Source organism: Candidatus Thiodiazotropha sp. AKAK3 (assembly GCF_058244645.1).
Genome location: NZ_JBSYOQ010000045.1, coordinates 78,096 through 97,312, shown reverse-complemented (window position 1 = coordinate 97,312; position 19,217 = coordinate 78,096). Strand labels below are relative to the sequence as shown.

17 protein-coding genes are annotated in these 19,217 nt (G+C 48.8%); 11 read left to right on the top strand and 6 right to left on the bottom strand.

Translation table 11 applies throughout. The features are described from left to right. Positions 1-131 precede the first annotated feature (131 nt). Entirely contained in the window at positions 132-887 is a 756-nt protein-coding gene (locus AC4IE7_RS08950; RefSeq protein ID WP_490776484.1) for a YkgJ family cysteine cluster protein, read from the bottom strand. A 129-nt stretch (positions 888-1,016) separates the two neighbouring features. Here AC4IE7_RS08950 and AC4IE7_RS08945 point away from each other — a divergent pair, with 129 nt between their 5' ends. Further along, positions 1,017-1,502 (top strand): GNAT family N-acetyltransferase, encoded by a 486-nt coding sequence (locus tag AC4IE7_RS08945; RefSeq protein ID WP_490776483.1) that lies wholly within the window; start codon positions 1,017-1,019, stop codon positions 1,500-1,502. 13 nt (positions 1,503-1,515) lie between these two features. Here the strand turns inward: AC4IE7_RS08945 and AC4IE7_RS08940 are convergent, their stop codons facing one another. The 5 genes from AC4IE7_RS08940 to AC4IE7_RS08920 are packed head-to-tail and all read right to left on the bottom strand — an operon-like array spanning position 1,516 to position 6,277. Continuing rightward, positions 1,516-2,145, bottom strand: coding sequence for a DUF922 domain-containing protein (locus tag AC4IE7_RS08940; protein ID WP_490776482.1), 630 nt, complete (start codon positions 2,143-2,145; stop codon positions 1,516-1,518). Between the two features lie 8 nt (positions 2,146-2,153). Next, positions 2,154-2,324, bottom strand: a complete 171-nt coding sequence (locus AC4IE7_RS08935) for a hypothetical protein (RefSeq protein ID WP_490776481.1) — start codon at positions 2,322-2,324, stop codon at positions 2,154-2,156. 12 nt (positions 2,325-2,336) lie between these two features. Next, positions 2,337-3,572: a TIGR02270 family protein gene (locus AC4IE7_RS08930; protein WP_490776480.1), complete on the bottom strand. Its 1,236-nt coding sequence runs from the start codon at positions 3,570-3,572 to the stop codon at positions 2,337-2,339. Positions 3,573-3,606: 34 nt separating this feature from the next. Then, complete coding sequence (locus tag AC4IE7_RS08925) at positions 3,607-4,077, bottom strand: DUF6484 domain-containing protein (protein WP_490776479.1); 471 nt, start codon at positions 4,075-4,077, stop codon at positions 3,607-3,609. A 37-nt stretch (positions 4,078-4,114) separates the two neighbouring features. Next, positions 4,115-6,277, bottom strand: a complete 2,163-nt coding sequence (locus tag AC4IE7_RS08920; RefSeq protein ID WP_490776478.1) for a type VI secretion system Vgr family protein — start codon at positions 6,275-6,277, stop codon at positions 4,115-4,117. Between the two features lie 405 nt (positions 6,278-6,682). Here AC4IE7_RS08920 and AC4IE7_RS08915 point away from each other — a divergent pair, with 405 nt between their 5' ends. The 10 genes from AC4IE7_RS08915 (at position 6,683) to tssH (ending at position 19,194) form a co-directional block, all read left to right on the top strand. Beyond that, complete coding sequence (locus tag AC4IE7_RS08915; protein WP_490776477.1) at positions 6,683-8,083, top strand: type VI secretion system contractile sheath domain-containing protein; 1,401 nt, start codon at positions 6,683-6,685, stop codon at positions 8,081-8,083. Positions 8,084-8,388: 305 nt separating this feature from the next. After that, positions 8,389-9,435, top strand: a complete 1,047-nt coding sequence (gene tssA / locus AC4IE7_RS08910; RefSeq protein ID WP_490776476.1) for a type VI secretion system protein TssA — start codon at positions 8,389-8,391, stop codon at positions 9,433-9,435. Positions 9,436-9,513: 78 nt separating this feature from the next. Further along, positions 9,514-10,044 (top strand): type VI secretion system contractile sheath small subunit, encoded by a 531-nt coding sequence (tssB, locus tag AC4IE7_RS08905; RefSeq protein ID WP_490776475.1) that lies wholly within the window; start codon positions 9,514-9,516, stop codon positions 10,042-10,044. Between the two features lie 3 nt (positions 10,045-10,047). Beyond that, positions 10,048-11,547: a type VI secretion system contractile sheath large subunit gene (gene tssC, locus AC4IE7_RS08900; protein WP_490776474.1), complete on the top strand. Its 1,500-nt coding sequence runs from the start codon at positions 10,048-10,050 to the stop codon at positions 11,545-11,547. Between the two features lie 34 nt (positions 11,548-11,581). After that, positions 11,582-12,070: an Hcp family type VI secretion system effector gene (locus AC4IE7_RS08895; RefSeq protein WP_490776473.1), complete on the top strand. Its 489-nt coding sequence runs from the start codon at positions 11,582-11,584 to the stop codon at positions 12,068-12,070. Between the two features lie 159 nt (positions 12,071-12,229). Beyond that, positions 12,230-13,039: a type VI secretion system accessory protein TagJ gene (locus AC4IE7_RS08890; protein WP_490776472.1), complete on the top strand. Its 810-nt coding sequence runs from the start codon at positions 12,230-12,232 to the stop codon at positions 13,037-13,039. A gap of 27 nt (positions 13,040-13,066) precedes the next feature. Continuing rightward, the gene (gene tssE / locus AC4IE7_RS08885; RefSeq protein ID WP_490776471.1) at positions 13,067-13,582 is read left to right on the top strand and encodes a type VI secretion system baseplate subunit TssE; all 516 of its coding nucleotides are present in this window, start codon (positions 13,067-13,069) and stop codon (positions 13,580-13,582) included. A 4-nt stretch (positions 13,583-13,586) separates the two neighbouring features. After that, positions 13,587-15,458 (top strand): type VI secretion system baseplate subunit TssF, encoded by a 1,872-nt coding sequence (tssF, locus tag AC4IE7_RS08880; protein WP_490776470.1) that lies wholly within the window; start codon positions 13,587-13,589, stop codon positions 15,456-15,458. Next, positions 15,422-16,462, top strand: coding sequence for a type VI secretion system baseplate subunit TssG (tssG, locus tag AC4IE7_RS08875; RefSeq protein ID WP_490776469.1), 1,041 nt, complete (start codon positions 15,422-15,424; stop codon positions 16,460-16,462). The genes tssF and tssG overlap by 37 nt, the downstream gene beginning before the upstream one ends. Continuing rightward, a complete protein-coding gene (gene tssH, locus AC4IE7_RS08870; protein WP_490776468.1) occupies positions 16,459-19,194 on the top strand; it encodes a type VI secretion system ATPase TssH in 2,736 nt (911 codons plus the stop codon). The genes tssG and tssH overlap by 4 nt, the downstream gene beginning before the upstream one ends. The last annotated feature ends 23 nt before the right edge of the window (positions 19,195-19,217 follow it).

The window sequence follows — 19,217 nt, the reverse complement described above, 5'->3', positions numbered from 1 at the left end:
GGTATGGTCGGCTTCATCGATTACGGTACCATCCTCGCCCACAGCGACTGGACCTCTCATACTATCAGTGTCGGTTTCCGTACCGAGTTCTGATCCCGGCAGATGCCCGCCTCTGGCGGGCATCTGCACTTTTAGGGCTTGGCAATAATCTGTAGGAACAGATTAACCAGATCGGTTGCAGGCTCGCAAATATGATCTGATCGTAACTCATCGGCCTTTTCCAAAATTTGTGTTAACGGTAAAAAACCCCTTCCTCCCTCTTCATATTTACGACTCATCCCGTACACAATAGGTGATACACGTTTCGGCAATACCATATTCTCGACTGTTTCAGGATCCGGGTCAGCACAATGAACAGGATCAGAGACAACCAGAAATTCTCGACAACTCAGGGGGCGATCCTGATGGATACCACAGGACTGTTCTTCTAAAAATGGACAGGGTAGGTTGAGATTGAAGTATAAAAGTCCAATCTCTCTCAACTGCTTTCGATCATTACTGTTTATGGCCTGCTCCATCACATCCAGAATCCCCGCCTCTCTCAGGCTAGTCATGTTGTGATTGAAACGTGCCTTCACAGTTTGTTGCTGATCAGGCGGCATGGCATCTATCAGATTCAACAGATTGAAGCCCTCAGCTCTACTGATAGGTACCAACTGAGAACAGCAGGCACCACAACCCTTGCGGCAGGAGATACTTTTTCCCTGTGCTTCAGCTTCCTTGATGCCAATTTCTACTACCTTATTGGTGATACTCTGGAAAAACGGAAGTAAATCGTAGATATGCACCGGTTCGTTGGATATCTCTGCAGAAAAGTGTATGTTTTCATTTCCCATACGAATTTCAGCCGTAATGGTTTCGCTTCGTATTTCGCCTTGATCACTCAACGTTCTCATCCTTAACAGGCTTAAGGGCACCTCTATTAACTGCTGCTGCCCTTAAATAATAATTCAGGTAGCTTTAAAAATTACTGCTTCTCGAACATTCAATCAAGCACTAATCTGAGACTGATTTATATGGCAAATAATGATCTACTTATCAAGCTCTATGAGATGAACTTTAAGCAGATATCAGAGAGCAAAAGCTTTCCGGAGATCACACTGCGTAAACCGATAGGTACTGACAGGCGCTTGCTCATCAGCTGGGCGCAACAGCATTTCCCAGATGTTTGGCTCAGTGAAATAGAATCTGCCCTGGCCAATACCCCCTGCTCTTGCTTCATTGCTCAGCAAGATGACTCACTACTCGGGTTTGCCTGTTATGACGCCACAGCATTGGGCTTCTTTGGGCCTATTGGTGTAGTCGATGAGGCTAGAGGAAAAGGCATTGGCCGATCCTTGGCTATACACTGCCTGCAGGATATGTGGTTGAAAGGATATGGATATGCGATTGTTGGCATGGCAAACTCATCTGCCTTCTACCATAAAATAGCGCCTGTGATCGAGATACCTGACTCCGATCCAGGACTCTATCGAATGACCAATGCCTTGAGAAAACCCTGACTCATCGTACAAATCATGCCGGAGTGGTCATCCTTGTACCGCTTGAACGACAGCTCTGGATCTGTCGAGACCATGCCTCTTGTCTGCTACTGTTTAGTCCATGATTGGTCTCTTCCTGGGAATCGTAGGTTCTTGTCAGACTATCTGCGCGTTGATCTTGGGCCCCCATTACCCTGCGCACTGCACGAACCAACCTGTTACGGGAGCTTTCTCTCAACGCTCTGATTTCATTGACCATGTCCCGATAACAGAGACCAACAATGTCATAATGTCCCTGTTCATGATTCAATAATTCACTGCTCTTTGCTGACGTAACAACCCATGTATTACCGTTGTTCAATACCATGCGAAACTCGACATCACCGATTCTGTGTTGACCACCCTCCACCACAAACCTTAAACGGGAGGGACGTAATTGCATAGCGATTGTCGCATCTTCCGATTCGCCCCTTGGGCGGCTCTGCACCTCCCTGAAGTCATCCCATGTGAGTTGTCTTGGCCAACCGGATAGACTCGGTCCACCCTGAGCGGTCGCACCCCCTCCAGCAGGTTGTGTAGCTGAGAATCCTGCATGAGGAGTATCTGGATTAGCGCCACTGGCTACAGGACGGTTTATTCGTGCTGGTGAGGGTGATTCACACATAAAATCCTCTAGAGATAGATAAACAGAAACAGACTGACTAAAAACATAATCCCGGCAACCCTGAGACGGGCCTTGACAGCTGGGTGGCTCCACGCCTGATATTGCTTAAAACTGTTTAATGCCAGAATTCCATTGAGTGTTGCCAATCCAAGAATTATCAGAGGTATCCAGAACGTCATAGCACACCCCCGTTAACCAAGAAGTTCAGACTGGCGTTGCGCTGTGGCAGAGGTATTGAACAGGGGCTGCTGCTGATCAAACATAGCCAACTCCATTGCAGCGGCCTGGCGCTGTCTTTGGAAACCATCCTGCAGTATCTGAAGACACTGCCCCCGCTTTACTGATTTCCCACACAGTCTCCGAACCCCAGTTGGAAACTCAGCCTGATTTACACTCCACCACTGCATGAGCTTTTGAATATCCGGCCATGGCAGATCCTCATCCTGATCGAGGTCAACTTCTTCATCTTCAGGATTCTCTGTCGGACCCGCCTGAAAATCTTCAGGCGGCTCCGATTCCAGATCATGGAAGGCAAGGTCCAAGCCAGTAATCTGACTGCATGCTTCTCCAGCCAACCGAGCCAGTTCCGGGGTATTCATTTTTTCGATCAACCAGGGAACTGATGCCGAGTCACCAAAATAGCCACTTGCCTGTACCACCGCCCTTTCAACTGTCTGGTTTTGGCTCAGTCTTCTCAACAGTGATACTGCTGAGGCATTATCCATGCGACGCATAAGCAGTTCGAGTGCGGGTTGCAGAAACTTCGAATCCGCTTCTGCAAAACTAACCAGCTGCTCAGTAGCAGCTTCATCTCCCATCATTGAGCCAGACCAGGCTGACCAGAAACGACAGGCTTGATCCTCCTCATGCATATGCTCACGCAGTGCTTGGTCCATCCCCTGGCGCCTGATCTCACCAATCGATCGCAGTGCACGAGCTCTTACACCAGCCTCATCATCATCCAATGCCTTGATCAGATAAGCACCACAATCAACCCGTTGTATCGCACATGCACTAAGACCTATTAGCCGCAACAGTGGTGTATCAGATTTTAACCAGTTGACGACATGTCCTTGTAATTTGGATTTTTCTACCCAACCGAGTGCTGATATCAATCCTCGAGTGGTCGCCGGTTCCCCATGAACCACCTCCAGAACCTTCTCCAAACCATCAACCAGGGCACCATCGAGTGCAACATATGCCGCTGCAAAGACCTCACCACTTTCTGCATGATTCAACTGCGCTTCACAATGAATCCAGCCAGCCTCCCCCGCCACACGTAATCCATCAAGATGGGCATCGATACGGGACTCGAGCTCTGACAGGTCACTCAGTTGATAGTGGGGGGCTGATACCGCTGAGTCTCTGAGCAACCATAGGAACGCTGCCTCTTCGGCATGTTGAGAGACGATGTTGTCGAGAATCATAATAGAGCGTTGACCTGTTGATCTCTGGTGGACTTCAATTGATCTGAACCGACCCACCCTTTATTCGATTTACACCAGAGGAACGACTGAATATTGATGCACCCCTCAGTATGATTTTCCCCGCCTTGGTCAAGGTAATACTTGCTTTACCACACTTCAGAACAATCTCACGATCAGCTGAAAAAACCAATTTCTCTCCATCGAGTTCTGCACTCGAAGTTTGGGGTTTGTCTCCGATTGGACGTGGGTGCTGCAGTCTTCCGATGATAATCGGACATTGTGGATTGCCATTTTCGAATAACAGAGCCACTTCCTTTCCCAGATCATCCTCTGAAAAATTAAGGGTTGTCTTGGCTCTGACGCAATCTTCATGTGGATTTCCAGGAAAGGCAACCAGCGGATAGTTGTCTCGATCAAGGCCGACCAACACACCAATCACCACCCCATCCAGTAACTGAGGTTGCTCAATATTGCCATCTACTTTATCAATCTTTGAGTCGTTCACACTTAGTTCTCCACACCATGCATGGCTGCGCAATAGTTCAATTCTGCAGAATCTTCTTACCCTTCATAATTACATTCTTGCTCGCCTTAACATTAATCACACCGGAACCTTTCACCGTAATATTCTTACCCTCTATGGAGATGGTGCCATCCTTCTTCATGGTAATCGAAGCCTTACCTGTTTTAATCACCACCGAGTCACCGGCATCAATCACCAGGTTTTTACCTACCGAAAGATTATCATCTTTACCGATAGCCGTTGATCTGTTTTCACCAATGCTGACACTGCAGTCTTTGCCAATTGCCTCTGACAGATTCGCTGCAACTTGCATCGCCTTTGAGGCACCTACGGTTTGGTTCATTCCGGCACCAACAGTGACTTGAAGTCCGGCGCCAACGGTAAGCGCTTTAGCTGCTCCGATGGTCTCAATCTTATTGATACCAACAGTCTCACTCTTGTTACTGCCGATATTTACAGTGCGATTGCTGCCAATGGATACAGTTTCATTACTGCCCACCTGCTCTGTTCGGTTTACACCGATAGAGATAGTTTCATTGTTTCCAACTGTCTCTGTGCGGTCATTGCCTATGCTGATGGTTTCATCATTCCCAACGTTTTCGCTTCGGTCATGGCCAACACTGGTGGTCTCGTCATTTTCAACCACATTATCCTGGTTTTTCTCCGCGTGAATGTAGAGCTGCTCATTACCCTTCTTGTCTTCAAAGCGTAGCTCATTGAAATTCTCGCCTGATCCCCCCTTACTGCTGCGACTTTTAATTCCACATTGGGTCATATTCTCAGGTAAGGCATAGGGGGGCATTTGATCATCATTGTAGACACGCCCGGTTACGATCGGACGATCTGGATCACCTTCGAGAAAGTCAACCACCACTTCCTGCCCGATGCGTGGGATGTGCATGGCGCCCCAGTTCTTGCCAGCCCACACCTGGGCAACCCTCACCCAGCAGGAGCTGTTCTCATCACTTGCGCCATAGCGATCCCAATGAAACTGCAACTTCACACGACCATACTCATCGGTATAGATCTCTTCGCCTGCCTTACCGACCACCACTGCAGTCTGGGGACCCTGTACTATAGGCTTGGCTGTGGTTCTTACGCTGCGGAAACTCTCCTTGCTGTCACAACATTTAAAATCACAGATATATACGGGGCCTTCTGCAATCTCAGGAACAGATTCAAACGCGTCAGATTGCAAAATAGAGTTGCTTTCGGTAATCAGATATTCCCGGTTTTGATCACCCCGTGGATGCTCAACCATGGTAAACAGTCCACCGCTACAGACACCCCTGGCGATGGCCTCTCCTTCGAGGACTTCATGACCGCTTTGTATCTCTTCTATGCGATGGCGTGCGTAAGTATCACCATCACTCGTTTCAGCATACTCGCCAGGATAATCGAAGATCTCGTACTCTGCGTGGGAGTGGCTCCTGGGTAGAGGGGCAATAGCCGCCAGATCCGATTTTGGCTTGGTAAAATCGTAGTCAGTGTGTGCAAAACTACCCGGTTGCACTGTTTTGGTAAATTTCCAGGCATGGATGTAGTCTTTCCAACGTGTACTGCCTTGTTCACTGGGTGGTACATAGGGTATTTCCGCATAGGCCTCAAGCGGACTGTGTGAACTGTAACTATCACATAGAACCAATGTGTGTTTGCCTGAAACATGGGCAAAATAGTAGTAGATGCCCTCTTGTTCCATCAGGCGACTGAGGAAATTAAAGTCAGTCTCCCTATACTGAACACAATATTCCCATTCCCTGTAAGTGCCGCTGGTATTATCTTCGAAGTCACTGAATCCGTTGTCTTGAAATACCTCTTTGATAATATCGGGCACCTTTTTGTTTTGAAAGATACGACAGTCTGAGGTGCGGGTCAGAAACCAAAACCAGGGCCGCAATGTTGCTCGGTAATGGGCGAAAAAGGCGATGTGGCCTATCTGAGTAAATTGGCTGACGAATCCATTGAAATATCGCATCCCACCATCCACCAGATCCAACTCGACAGTCATCTGCTTGCCGAGAAGATCGTCGTGGGCGATCTCTTCGTTATCACTCAATAGGTCAATATTGAATTCAAACAGACGCCCTAGCTCCTCTCTAGCCTCCATACGAAGAATCAAGAGCTCATCTGGACCCAGCGGGGTTTTTATCCGTACCTGCCGGTTACTCTGTGTAAACGCCATTCAAGACTCCTACCCGGTTTAGCTAATCATAGCAAAGAAAAAATCGCTTTCTATTGAACAACTCCTGCACAAGGGTGTTGTCCATGAGCATCCAACCGGTACAACAAATGATATACCGAGATGGTTATTAACCCGGCGACTAAGTATGTCGTCTTCAGCCCAAGGGCACTTCCTGTGGGCGCGAGCCGCGCCTTAATCAAGGGCAGGCTTGAAACCCTGAAGACCACATACCTAGTCGCCGGGTTAATAGTAACTATCTGAATTAGAGTATGTGTGTCAGAGACCCTATGGTCAATGGAATCATTAAGGTACTTTTTCACATGCACAAAATACTTGCTTCACGCTTCTGCTTTGTGACAGGATCAGCTAAGAACCCGGCAACATGATAAAAAGGATAAAATCGACATGTCGCAACGGTTGAACTTTTCGATAGAATTGGGAAAACAGAGCGATAACCAGACCAGTAGCAGGCCTGGTGATCTACAGTTGACCTTTGTAGTTTTGGGATCTTTTGCTGGCACCCAGGATAGCGGCAACCTCCTCGGTAGTTCAAAAAATGCTTTACGCCGTATAGATCAGGATAACTATGAATCCTTTTTGAGCCAGTTGAACCCTTCACTGGTGATTGATTTGGCTGGGTGCATGGAGCCACTCATCCTAACCTTCGAAAACCTTGAAGATTTCCATCCTGACCAGCTGTATAAAAAGTTGTCTCTACTGGATATCGCCCCAGACTCAGCAAGCCAAAATCCACAGCCACCAATAACAGATCAGAATCAGCCATCAGCTGACGACAAAGAGTCGAACCAGCAGACTCTATCCCGACTATTAGGTGAACGTTCATTGAGCAACACGCCAGGTAGTAGCTCTATTTCCCAAGAGAAAAGTGCTCAAATTGAATCGATAGTCGGACGATTGGTGAATAACTCTCTGCAGGAAAATAGAGATCGGGAGAACGATCAGAATCAAGAACCGTCCGATCTGCACGAATCTATTCCAGAATTACTAAGGTCAGTTCTCCATCACCCCGAATTTCAGAGACTGGAATCTCACTGGCGCGGTCTTGATTGGTTACTTCGCAATCTCGAATTGGATGATCTTGATGATATCTATGCCCTCAATCTGCGTTCTGAAGATTGGGATATTTATTCCCAACAGGATTTGGATATTGTTCAAACAGATTTATATAAGACTCTGCAAGCGCGTTTCGGTGATCGATCATCATCAGAACAGAAGTTTATTCTAATATGCGATAAACAGATCAGCCCCTCCTCTAAGGATCTCCAGCTTTTAGATAAACTGGGGCAGATAGCAGCTTCTCTGGATGCGCAACTCATCGCAGGGGCAGAAGATGAATTCATCCCTTCCGATCAATCTAAACCGGATGACTTGGATCAATGGATTGCTTTTCAAAATGGGCAGTTTGCTAATCGTGTCAGTCTAGTACTACCGCGACTGCTGTTGCGTTTACCCTATGGAGCACAGTACGACCCGACAGACGACTTCAGTTTCGAAGAGCTTGCTCAGGAATGGTCATCTGCAGAGCTGCTTTGGGGATCTCCATCCTATGCTTTGGCTGTTGTATTAGCCGCATATAATAGATTGAGTAATCCACAAGAGGCCTCCTCATTGAGCGATTGCCCGGCTTTTGCCTATAGCCTGGATGGTGAGACTCATTTGCAACCCTGCACTGAACACCTCTTCAGGGAAAAACAGCTTGAAAGAATTCTGCAGCTGGGACTTATCCCTATCATTGGCAGTCGTCGTAGCAATTTGATCAAGCTACCCTGGTTCCCGCAGCTTTGACTGCAGCTCAACGAGTTGTAGTGAGGAAACAGAGAATGCACGCCTATATTTCATTGTCATCAGCAGGTGGGAGGATCACCAATTTCAAATGGTACTATTTCACTACCGTTTACTTATTTATCGTGTAGTATCAAGTACAAGGGTTTTGTGCTAAACCTACTCAATGAAAGGGTAACAATACAAAACCAGTCCACCTAACCAGTTTGTATGTGTTGGGTTAAATAACCAGAATAGTATCTGACAGGTATGTATATTTTCAACTTCAACTCAGCTTCGTTTTTAAAGCTATATTGTTGTATAGCCCTATGGGGGATGCAGGTTTGACCGGAAAACTCGACCTTGAACAACTGCTCAGTGCTGTATCTGAAGAGGCTCCGGCTGGCCCAGACCTGGAATACGATCCCCTTTTCGGAGAGATGGAACGGGCTGCAGAAGGCAAAGAAGAGCAGCAGTTCGGTGATACCATCATCCCTGCTGAAGAACCGGATTGGCGTGAGCTTAAAAACAAATCACTTCAGGTTATTGGACAAAGTAAAGATCTGCGAGCTGCTATCCATTTAACCCGTGCATTGGTACATACCGATGGCTTTGAAGGGCTGTCAAATGGATTGGCACTTATAAAAGGTTACTTGGAGAACTATTGGGAGAGTGTTCATCCTCAACTCGATCCTGATGACAACAATGATCCCACGATCAGAATCAATACGCTGATTAATATTTGCGATCCCTTTAGCTACCTGTCAGCCATCAACAAGATCCCTGTAGTTGCGTCAACAGTAATGGGGAAATTCAGCTACCGGGATATTCAGATTGCAAGCGGTAGTCTGCAAGCTTCAGAGAGCGATCAGCAGGAGCTCTCTCTCGACCAGATCGATGCAGCTTTCCGTGAATCAGCAAATGAAGAGAATCAAAACACTCTGAATCTGATCAATGCAGCATCTGAGACAGTCTCAGCTATAGAAACACGTCTCAATGAACTGGTTGGTATAGATCAGTCCCCCGATCTCAGCGCTCTGGTCAAATTACTGAAACAGATAAGTGATGAAGTCGCCCAACGTTGTGGTCTGGAGTCCATCACTGATAGTGAGGCGGGTTCAGATGATTCGAGTGATGCCGGTGCAGCACAGATTCAAAAGAGTGCACCCGGCACCATAAGCAGTCGAGATGATGTGATCAAGGCGTTGGAGCGCATCACTCAATATTATGAGAAAAACGAACCATCCAGTCCTATACCGCTCCTACTCGACCGGGCGAAGAGACTGGTAAAAATGGACTTTTACGAAATTGTTCAGGATCTTGCCCCTGGCGGATCGTCCCATTTCGATTTCCTGTGGAAGCAGGAGGATAGGTAGATCGAGGATTTGGGCATAAGCCCCACTAAATAAGAACCATACAGATAAGTTACTAAGAATATTATAGAGAGGTAGACCGTGGCAAAAGAGAGCAGCCAGAAGTTCGTAGCCCGAAACCGAGCCCCCAGAGTACAGATAGAGTATGACGTGGAGCTCTACGGCGCTGAAAAACAGATCCAGTTGCCCTTCATTATGGGCGTTATGGCGGACCTCTCGGGTAAACCCGAAGAGGCACTGCCTCCTGTCGCCGATCGAAAGATGCTTGAAATCGACGTGGATAATTTTGATGAAAGACTCAAAGCCATGAAACCCCGTACTGCCTTCAGGGTTCCCAACACGCTGACTGGTGAGGGTAATATCAATGTCGATATCACCTTCGAGAATATGGATGACTTCTCTCCAGCAGCAGTTGCCAAAAAAGTTGGTGCACTGCGTCAATTACTCGATGCCCGTACCCAACTCGCTAATCTGTTGACCTACATGGATGGTAAATCAGGTGCTGAAGAGCTGATTGCCAAGGCGCTGAATGATTCGACGCTGCTCCAATCTCTTGCCTCATCACCCAATCCTGATGGCGCATCGTCAGACGATTCAAAGGCAGAGGAGTAAAACATGGCTGAGTCAGATACCCAACAAGCAACTGGCAGCGCAGCTACTGAGAGTGTGGCCCCGGATGAATTTTCAGCCCTGCTGCAACAGGAATTCAAGCCAAAGACAGAACGCACCAAAGAAGCGGTGGTCAGTGCAGTGCAGACCCTCGCTGAGACAGTACTCAAAGAGAGCAGCACCATCTCTGATGATGCTGTTGAGACCATCGAGGGCATCATTGCCGAGATCGACAAGAAGCTGACTGAACAGGTCAACCTGATTCTCCATCATGAAGATTTTCAAAAGCTGGAAGGGAGCTGGCGCGGTCTTCATCACCTGGTCAACAACACCGAAACCGATGAGATGTTGAAGATCAGGGTAATGAATATCTCGAAAAAGGAACTTGGTAAAACCTTGAAGAAGTTCAAGGGTACAGCCTGGGATCAAAGCCCGATCTTCAAGAAGGTCTATGAAGAAGAGTATGGTCAGTTCGGCGGTGAACCCTATGGGTGCCTGGTAGGTGACTACCACTTTGACAATACACCCCCGGATGTTGAGTTGCTCACCGGCATGTCGCAGGTGGCTGCATCAGCTCACGCGCCATTTATTGCTGGTGCTGCACCTACAGTAATGCAGATGGACTCCTGGCAGGAGCTATCCAATCCCAGAGATCTGACCAAGATCTTCCAGACACCGGAGTACGCATCATGGCGTTCTCTTAGAGAATCAGAGGATTCAAGATACATCGGCTTGGCCATGCCACGGTTTCTCTCCCGCCTCCCCTATGGCGCAAAAACCGATCCGGTTGAGGAGTTCGACTTCGAAGAAGACACCGAAGGCGCTCTGCACGATAAATATACCTGGTCAAACTCTGCCTATGCGATGGCAGTAAATATCAACAAGGCCTTTAAAATGTATGGCTGGACCACCCGTATTCGCGGTGTCGAGTCCGGTGGTGCAGTTGAGGGTCTGCCTACTCACACTTTTCCCACCGATGATGGCGGGGTGGATATGAAGTGCCCAACCGAAATCGCCATTTCTGACCGCCGTGAGGCGGAATTGGCTAAAAATGGCTTTATGCCATTGCTGCATCGTAAGAACTCCGATTTTGCCGCCTTCATCGGTGCGCAATCATTACAAAATCCAGCGGAGTATGACGATCCAGATGCTACAGCCAATGCAAATTTAGCTGCCCGATTGCCCTATCTGTTCGCAAGTTGCCGCTTCGCACACTATTTGAAATGTATTGTGCGCGACAAGATAGGCTCCTTCAAAGAGCGTGACGACATGGAAAAATGGCTCAATAAATGGATTCAGAAGTACGTCGAACCCAGCCCGGGGACTGCCTCTGAAGAAGACAAGGCACGCAAACCACTGGCTGCGGCTGAAGTGGTTGTGTCAGAAGTGGAAGGTAATCCGGGCTACTACACGTCGAAATTCTTTCTGCGACCACATTACCAGCTGGAAGGTTTGACGGTATCTCTACGTTTAGTATCCAAGCTGCCTTCAGAGAAGGCGAGCTGATACCTAAGTTATTTACATTTTGGAGGAATAAATCATGGGCGTTGATCTTTTTATGAAAATCGATGGTGCGGATGGTGAAAGTACTGATGATGCACACAGCAAGTGGTGTGAGTTACTCAGCTACAGTCACGGTGTCTCTCAGCCCACATCTGGTGCCAGTGGTACTGGCGGTCGTACCGGTGGACGGGCTAATTTTGACAACTTCATTGCCGTAAAAACCATTGACAATGCAACACCAGACCTGAACATCAAATGTGCCAAGGGTGAGCATATCCCTAAGCTCGAAGTTGAATGCTGTCTGGCAAGTGGTGACAAACACACCTTCATGAAATATACCATGGAGGATGTTATCGTCACTTCCGTTACACCTGGCGGCAGTCAAGGAGATGAAACCAAGCCGTTGGAAACTGTCTCTTTCGCCTACGGCAAGATCAAATGGGAATACACACCAATCGATCATACCGGAAAGCCTGGCTCCACCGTCGATCGAACCTGGAGTCTGGAGAAAAACAAGCAAGAGTAGTCCCCTGCATTGCTCGACAACAAGAACCACCGCCTCCCCTTTGGGGAAGCGGTGGAAATATGAGCTACAACGCGTTATTTTCCCTTACTTATAACTGGTTCTGGCAGAATGATCAGATCTGGTTTAAGTCGGATGTGCACCGACATATAGGCCCGTACAATGGAAGCTGAAGAACTATTGAAACAAGGCGAACTGGATGCCGCACTCGACGCCTTGCAACAAGCAATAAGAAAAGAGCCCTCAAACGCAAAACTACGGGTATTTTTATTTCAATTACTGTGCGTCGTCGGTGCTTGGGAGAGAGCCCTGAGTCAACTGGATGTTGCAGCTGACCTGGATCCACTCAACCTGCCAATGGCTCAAACCTACCGTGAAGCGATCCAGTGCGAGTTATTTCGAAAAGAGGTCTTTGGCGGTGAAAAGTCGCCACTTATTTTTGGTGATCCACCTGAGTGGACTGCCTTTCTTCTCGAATCTCTCAGGCTTTCAGGAAAAGGGGAATATGCACAAGCTGAGAGTCTACGCAACCAGGCGTTTGAACTCGCGCCAACCAGCTCGGGTATGCTTGATGAGCAACCATTTGCCTGGTTAGCCGACGCGGACTCGCGTATCGGGCCAATGTTTGAGGCCATCGTAAATGGACGCTACTACTGGATTCCCATGCAACGTCTGAAGAAGGTCTCCATAGAGGCTCCAGAGGATCTACGTGACATGGTCTGGACACCGGCTCATCTGACTTTTGAGAATGAGGGGGAGGCCGTTGCGCTGTTACCCGCTCGATATCCCGGTACCGAACAGGAGACAGATACAGCATTGAAACTCTCCCGTAAAACAGAGTGGCTGACACCTGCTGATAATCTCTATATTGGCTTGGGACAACGTATGCTGGCCACAGACCAAAATGAATACCCCCTGCTCAATACCAGAGAAATAGAGTTTCAAGCCGCTACGGACAGCACGACTGAATAAGATGAATCTGGCGGAGATACCACTCAGTTGAAGTCCACTAATCAACAGCAACAGTTACAGCCGTCGTTACTCGACCGGCTGACCGATGACGAACCTGGAAAAACAAAGGAGTCAGCGGATAAGCGGGTCATTTCAATGCGTCGTTTACGGCAATGCGTTCTGAGAGACCTTGCCTGGCTGATGAATACCACCAATTTGGCAACGACTGAAGATCTGGAAGCCTATCCCGAAGTCACTCACTCTGTACTCAACTATGGTCTGAATGAACTCTCAGGGCATCTGGTAACCGGCCTGGATCTGAGCAAGCTTGAAAGAATGGTTCGTCAGTCGATCCAGGACTTTGAACCCCGTATATTGCCTCACACAGTCAAAGTACGCTCCATAAGGGATAGCAGTAAAGAGAGCCATAACCGCCTGATGTTTGAGATTGAAGGACAACTCTGGGCTGAACCCACACCCTCACATCTGCTGATTAAGACCCAAATTGATCTGGAAGAAGGCGGGGTCACACTTGCAGACGCCTACTCTACGGGTATGGAGTAAGCCGATGGATCCGCGCCTGCTCAAATACTACAATCAAGAGTTGCAGTTTATGCGTGAAATGGGGGCTGAATTTGCTCAGGCTTACCCTAAAATCGCCAGTCGCCTCTCGCTCGACGAGTTTGAGTGTGCAGACCCCTATGTAGAGCGCCTATTGGAAGGCTTCAGCTTTCTGGCAGCCAGAATACAGCTCAAACTCGATGAAGAGTTTCCTCGTTTCACCCAACACTTGATGGAACGGGTTTTCCCTCACTACCTCTGCCCCACACCATCGATGATGGTGGTGCAGTTTCAGGCAGATATGCTGGAACCCTCATTGTGGGATGGTTTTCTTCTGCCCCGACACTCAACAATGCGTAGCCGTATCGGCAAAGGCAGTCATACCGCCTGTATCTACCGCACAGCTCAAGACGTTACCCTGTGGCCGATAGAGATTCAGAGTGTTGACTATCTACCCACACCAGCATCAATCGCACTGGCTGGAATCGGCAAGCAGGAGGGGGCAAGAGCTGCCATTCGACTCAGGTTGAAGACCACTGGTGATATCCCCTTCAATCACCTCGATCTCGATCGGCTGCCCATCTTCTTCAGTGGTGGTGATAGCGGCATGCGTGCTTTCGAGGCTGTGGCCGGTCACACATTGAAGATAGTAGGTCGTGCCCCTGAATCAGAGACATACCGAACAACCTCACAAGCCTCTCCAGTCAGAATAATGGGATTCAATGAGAATGAATCCTTGTTGAATTATGGGCCGCGTTCGTTCCAGGGCTACCGGTTTCTGGCCGAGTACTTTGCCCTGCCCGAACGTTTCCTGTTTGTAGAACTGAATGATCTCAAGACAGTTCTGAGAGATTGTGACAATCAACAACTGGAGCTATACCTGCTGCTCGATGAGAGCGATCCCGATTTAGAAAGTGGCCTCAGCGAGCGCAACTTCCTGCTTAACTGTTCACCGGCAATCAATCTGTTTCCTAAACGGGCAGACCGTATTCACCTCAGTGATAGCAACTCTGAATATCACATTCTGCCCGATCGCACCCGACCAATGGACTATGAAGTCTATGAAGTTGATAGTGTGATCGGTTTCGGTAGTAACACTGAGCAGCGTCAGACTTTTCAGTCATTCTATGCCAGTAACGACTTTATCGCCTCGGATCAGCCACGTGCATATTTTGCAACCCATCGGCAACCAAGGCTACTTTCATCCAAGCAGCAGCGTGAAGGCGCACGTTCCAGTTACATAGGCAGTGAAATCTTTGTCTCTATAGTGGATGCAGATGAAGCGCCATTTCAAAGTGATCTTCGACAACTCGCTGTGACCACGCTATGTACAAATCGTGACTTGCCGATGCACATACCTTTGGGTCAGGGTGGCTCTGCCTTCACCCTGGATAGCAGTACACCGGTAAACCAGATTCGTTGTATTGGATCTCCTACAAAACCCAAACCATCCACAGCGCAAGGTTCCATCAGTTGGCGATTGATCAACCACCTCTCTCTCAACTACCTGTCGATGGCCAGTGAGGACAAAGATCAGAGCACGGCGGCCTTGAAAGATTTTCTATATCTCTATGCAGATAGCAAAGATCCAGCGATGCGTAAACAGATCGAGGGTGTGGTCTCCATTGAATCCAAACCGGTGAATCGACGCCTGCCAAGTCCAGGCCCGATCTCTTTTGGCCATGGTCTTGAGATCATATTGACTCTCGATGATTTATCGTTCGAAGGTAGTGGCGCTTTTCTGTTTGGCGCCATGATGGAACAGTTTTTCAGGAAGTACACTGCAATTAATTCTTTTACTGAGACAGTAGTCGTCACTCAACAAAGGGGAGAGATCAAAAGATGGCCAGTAAGGCTGGGTCTGAGAAAAACTCTCTAAGCCTCTTCGACAGGCTGCAACAGTCGCCCTATCGCTTTGACTTCTATCAGGCAATGCGACGGCTGGAGTGTGCCTATCCGGAAGAGCCCAGACTCAGTCAGTCCCGTCATGTAAAGCGCGATAAAATACGGCTTGGACAGGATCCGACAATGGCCTTTCAGCCCTCTACCCTCTCCTCTTTTCGACAGGGGAAAGGTACCAAGCCACCAAGACTGGGGATCTATTTTTTTGGGCTGTTCGGTCCGAATGGCCCCCTACCGCTGCATCTCACTGAATTTGTCCATGATCGACTGCACAATATCCATGATCCAACCCAAGTTGAGTTTCTGGACCATTTTCACCATCGGCTGCTCACCCTTTTCTATCGAGCCTGGGCGAACAGTCAACCAACTGTCAGTTTCGATCGTGCAGATGACGACCAGTTCGGTAACTATCTTGGCTCGCTGTTTGGTATTGGATCCCCTCACCTGAGAGATCGGGATGCCATGCCTGACCTGGCGAAGCTTCACTACTCAGGCCGCCTCGCCAGCCATACCCGGAATGCAGAAGGCCTGGAAGCGATAATTGCGGATTTCTTCAGGCTTCCTGTGCATATCGAAGAGTTCATCGGTACCTGGATCGATCTTCCAGAGAACAGCCGCTGCCGGTTAGGTGAATCCATGGAGATCAGTACCCTCGGTACAAGCATCATACTTGGTGACCGGGTCTGGCAGGGTCAACAGAAATTCCGCATTGTACTGGGCGCATTAAATTTTGATGACTATCAGCGCATGTTGCCTGGTGGTGAAAGTCTGAAACGGCTCATCGCTGTTGTGAAAAACTATATCGGCGATGAACAGGATTGGGAGCTGAACCTGATTCTGCAAGAGCAGGAAGTCCCCCCTTTAAGTCTTAATGGTGAGAGCCGCCTGGGTTGGACCAGCTGGCTTGCTCAACACCCTCTGGGACGGGATGGTGACGATCTATTTCTACAACCCCTTGAACTTAGAGGTCTCCCGTCATGAGCGAGATTAATCGTGCCGCCCTGTTTGGCAAACTGAATAGCCTGGGCTACAAGGCCATTGAGAGCGCAACCGTTTTCTGCAAGATGCGGGGCAACCCCTATGTAGAGTTGGTTCACTGGATACATCAAGTGCTGCAATTGCAGGATTCTGATCTGCACAAAATCATTAAGCAGTTCAATCTTGAACCCTCTCACCTGGCAAAAGATATCACTGAGACACTGGATACCCTGCCTCGTGGCTCCACCTCCATCTCTGATCTCTCTTCACATGTCGAAGAGGCGACAGAAAGAGGATGGGTATATGGAACGCTGATGTTTGGCGACTCCCAGGTCCGTACCGGCTACCTGATGATCGGTATTTTGAAAACCAAAAGTCTGCATAACGCCCTGTTGAGAATCTCCGATCAGTTTAAAAAGCTGAATGTCGAGACCCTCACCGAACGCTTTGCTGAAGTTGTGGAAGGTTCACCTGAAGAGGCGATGCGCTCAAGCGATGGATTCCAGGTGGGTGGCGGAGCTGCTCCTGGTGAAGCCAGTGATGCAATTGCACCAGCCCAGATGGGGAAACAGCAGGCTCTTCAACAATTCTCAGTAGACCTTACAGAGCGAGCCAGAAAGGGTGAAATCGACCCGATTGTCGGGCGGGACGAGGAGATTCGACAGATTATCGACATTCTGATGCGCCGCCGTCAGAACAATCCTATCCTCACTGGTGAGGCCGGAGTGGGTAAAACAGCCGTTGTAGAAGGATTTGCCCTACAGATAGCAAAAGGTGATGTCCCCCCTCCCCTTAAAGAGGTCAGCCTGCGTGTACTCGATGTTGGCCTGCTGCAGGCAGGTGCAAGTATGAAGGGCGAGTTCGAGAATCGACTGAAGCAAGTCATTGAGGAGGTGCAGTCCTCTGAAAAACCGATCATTCTCTTCATCGATGAAGCCCATACCCTGATCGGTGCCGGTGGCAGTGCAGGAACCGGGGATGCGGCAAATCTGCTGAAACCCGCTCTGGCTCGAGGCACCTTGAGAACTGTTGCCGCCACCACCTGGGCGGAATACAAAAAGTATATTGAAAAAGACCCGGCACTGACCCGTCGTTTTCAGGTTGTGCAGGTTGATGAGCCAGACGAAGACCGGGCTATCATGATGATGCGTGGCATGGCTTCAACCCTTGAAGGCCATCATCAGGTGCAGATTCTGGATGAGGCTCTGGACGCCTCAGTACGCCTCTCGCATCGATATATTCCTGCCCGACAGCTACCTGACAAGTCTGTGAGTTTACTGGATACCACCTGTGCCAGGGTGGCCATCAGCCAGGCAGCAGTGCCCGCTGAAGTGGATGACAGTCGTCGTCGTATCGAAGCGCTGGAGACCGAACTGGAGATTATCGGCAGAGAGCGCGTTATCGGATTGGATACCGAAGAGCGGGAAAAATCGACCCAGGAAAAGCTATCTGAAGAGCGCCAACGCCTTGAACAACTGACTGCTCGCTGGGAAGAGGAAAAATCCCTGGTTGAAGAGGTGCTCTCCATCGAGCGAAAGCTGAAAGGCGAAGATGAAGCGTCAACAGAGGATAGTGAGGGAAGTGATCAAGCCACTGAAGATCAGGAAGTCACTGCTGAGACAATACAAGACGAGCCAGAAGCGTCAAACGAGACCCTGTTACAAAGCCTCAGACAACTCAAGTCCAAACTCAGTGAATTACAGGGTGAAAGCCCACTAATTCTTCCCAGTGTTGATGCCCAGGCGGTGGCCTCAGTAGTAGGTGACTGGACTGGCATACCTGTGGGCAGAATGGTGAAGAATGAGATCGAGACCATTCTCAGCCTCAGCGACACCCTGGCCAAGCGGGTCATCGGTCAGGATCACGCTCTGGAGATGATTTCTCGCAGAGTGCAGACCTCCAGGGCCAATCTGGATAACCCCAACAAACCAATTGGTGTTTTCATGCTTTGCGGCCCCTCAGGAGTGGGTAAAACGGAGACAGGATTGACCCTGGCTGAATCACTCTATGGTGGCGAACAGAATGTAATCACCATCAACATGAGTGAATTCCAGGAAGCCCACACAGTATCGACCTTGAAAGGTGCACCTCCGGGCTATGTTGGCTATGGTGAAGGTGGAATACTTACAGAAGCGGTACGCCGCAAACCCTATAGTGTGGTATTACTTGACGAGGTGGAAAAAGCACATCCTGATGTCCACGAAATCTTCTTTCAGGTTTTTGACAAGGGCTGGATGGAAGATGGCGAAGGACGGCATATCGATTTCAAGAATACACTGATTTTGCTGACTTCAAATGTCGGCACAGAGATGATCGATAATCTGTGCAAAGATCCGGAACTGATGCCTGAGCCTGGTGCCATCGCCTCAGCCTTGCGTGATCCATTGCAAAAAGTCTTTCCTTCAGCCTTACTGGGTCGTTTAGTGGTCATTCCCTACTACCCCTTAAGCGATGAAGTGCTGGCTAAAGTGGTTCGTCTGCAACTGGGTAGAATCGAATCCCGTATCCTTGAGAATCATGACGTGCCGCTTAATATAGACGATGAGGTCATAAAGTTGATCATCAGCCGCTGCACCGAAGTGGAGAGTGGTGCGAGAATGGTAGACGCTATACTCACCAACACAATGCTCCCTGAAATCAGTCGACACATATTGATTGAAAAAATGGAGGGCCGTCCGATTGGCAAAATCCAGATTGGTGTGGAGAATGATGAATTCAGCTATAACTTTTCCTAAGCTTTAAATAGAGTTACTACGGC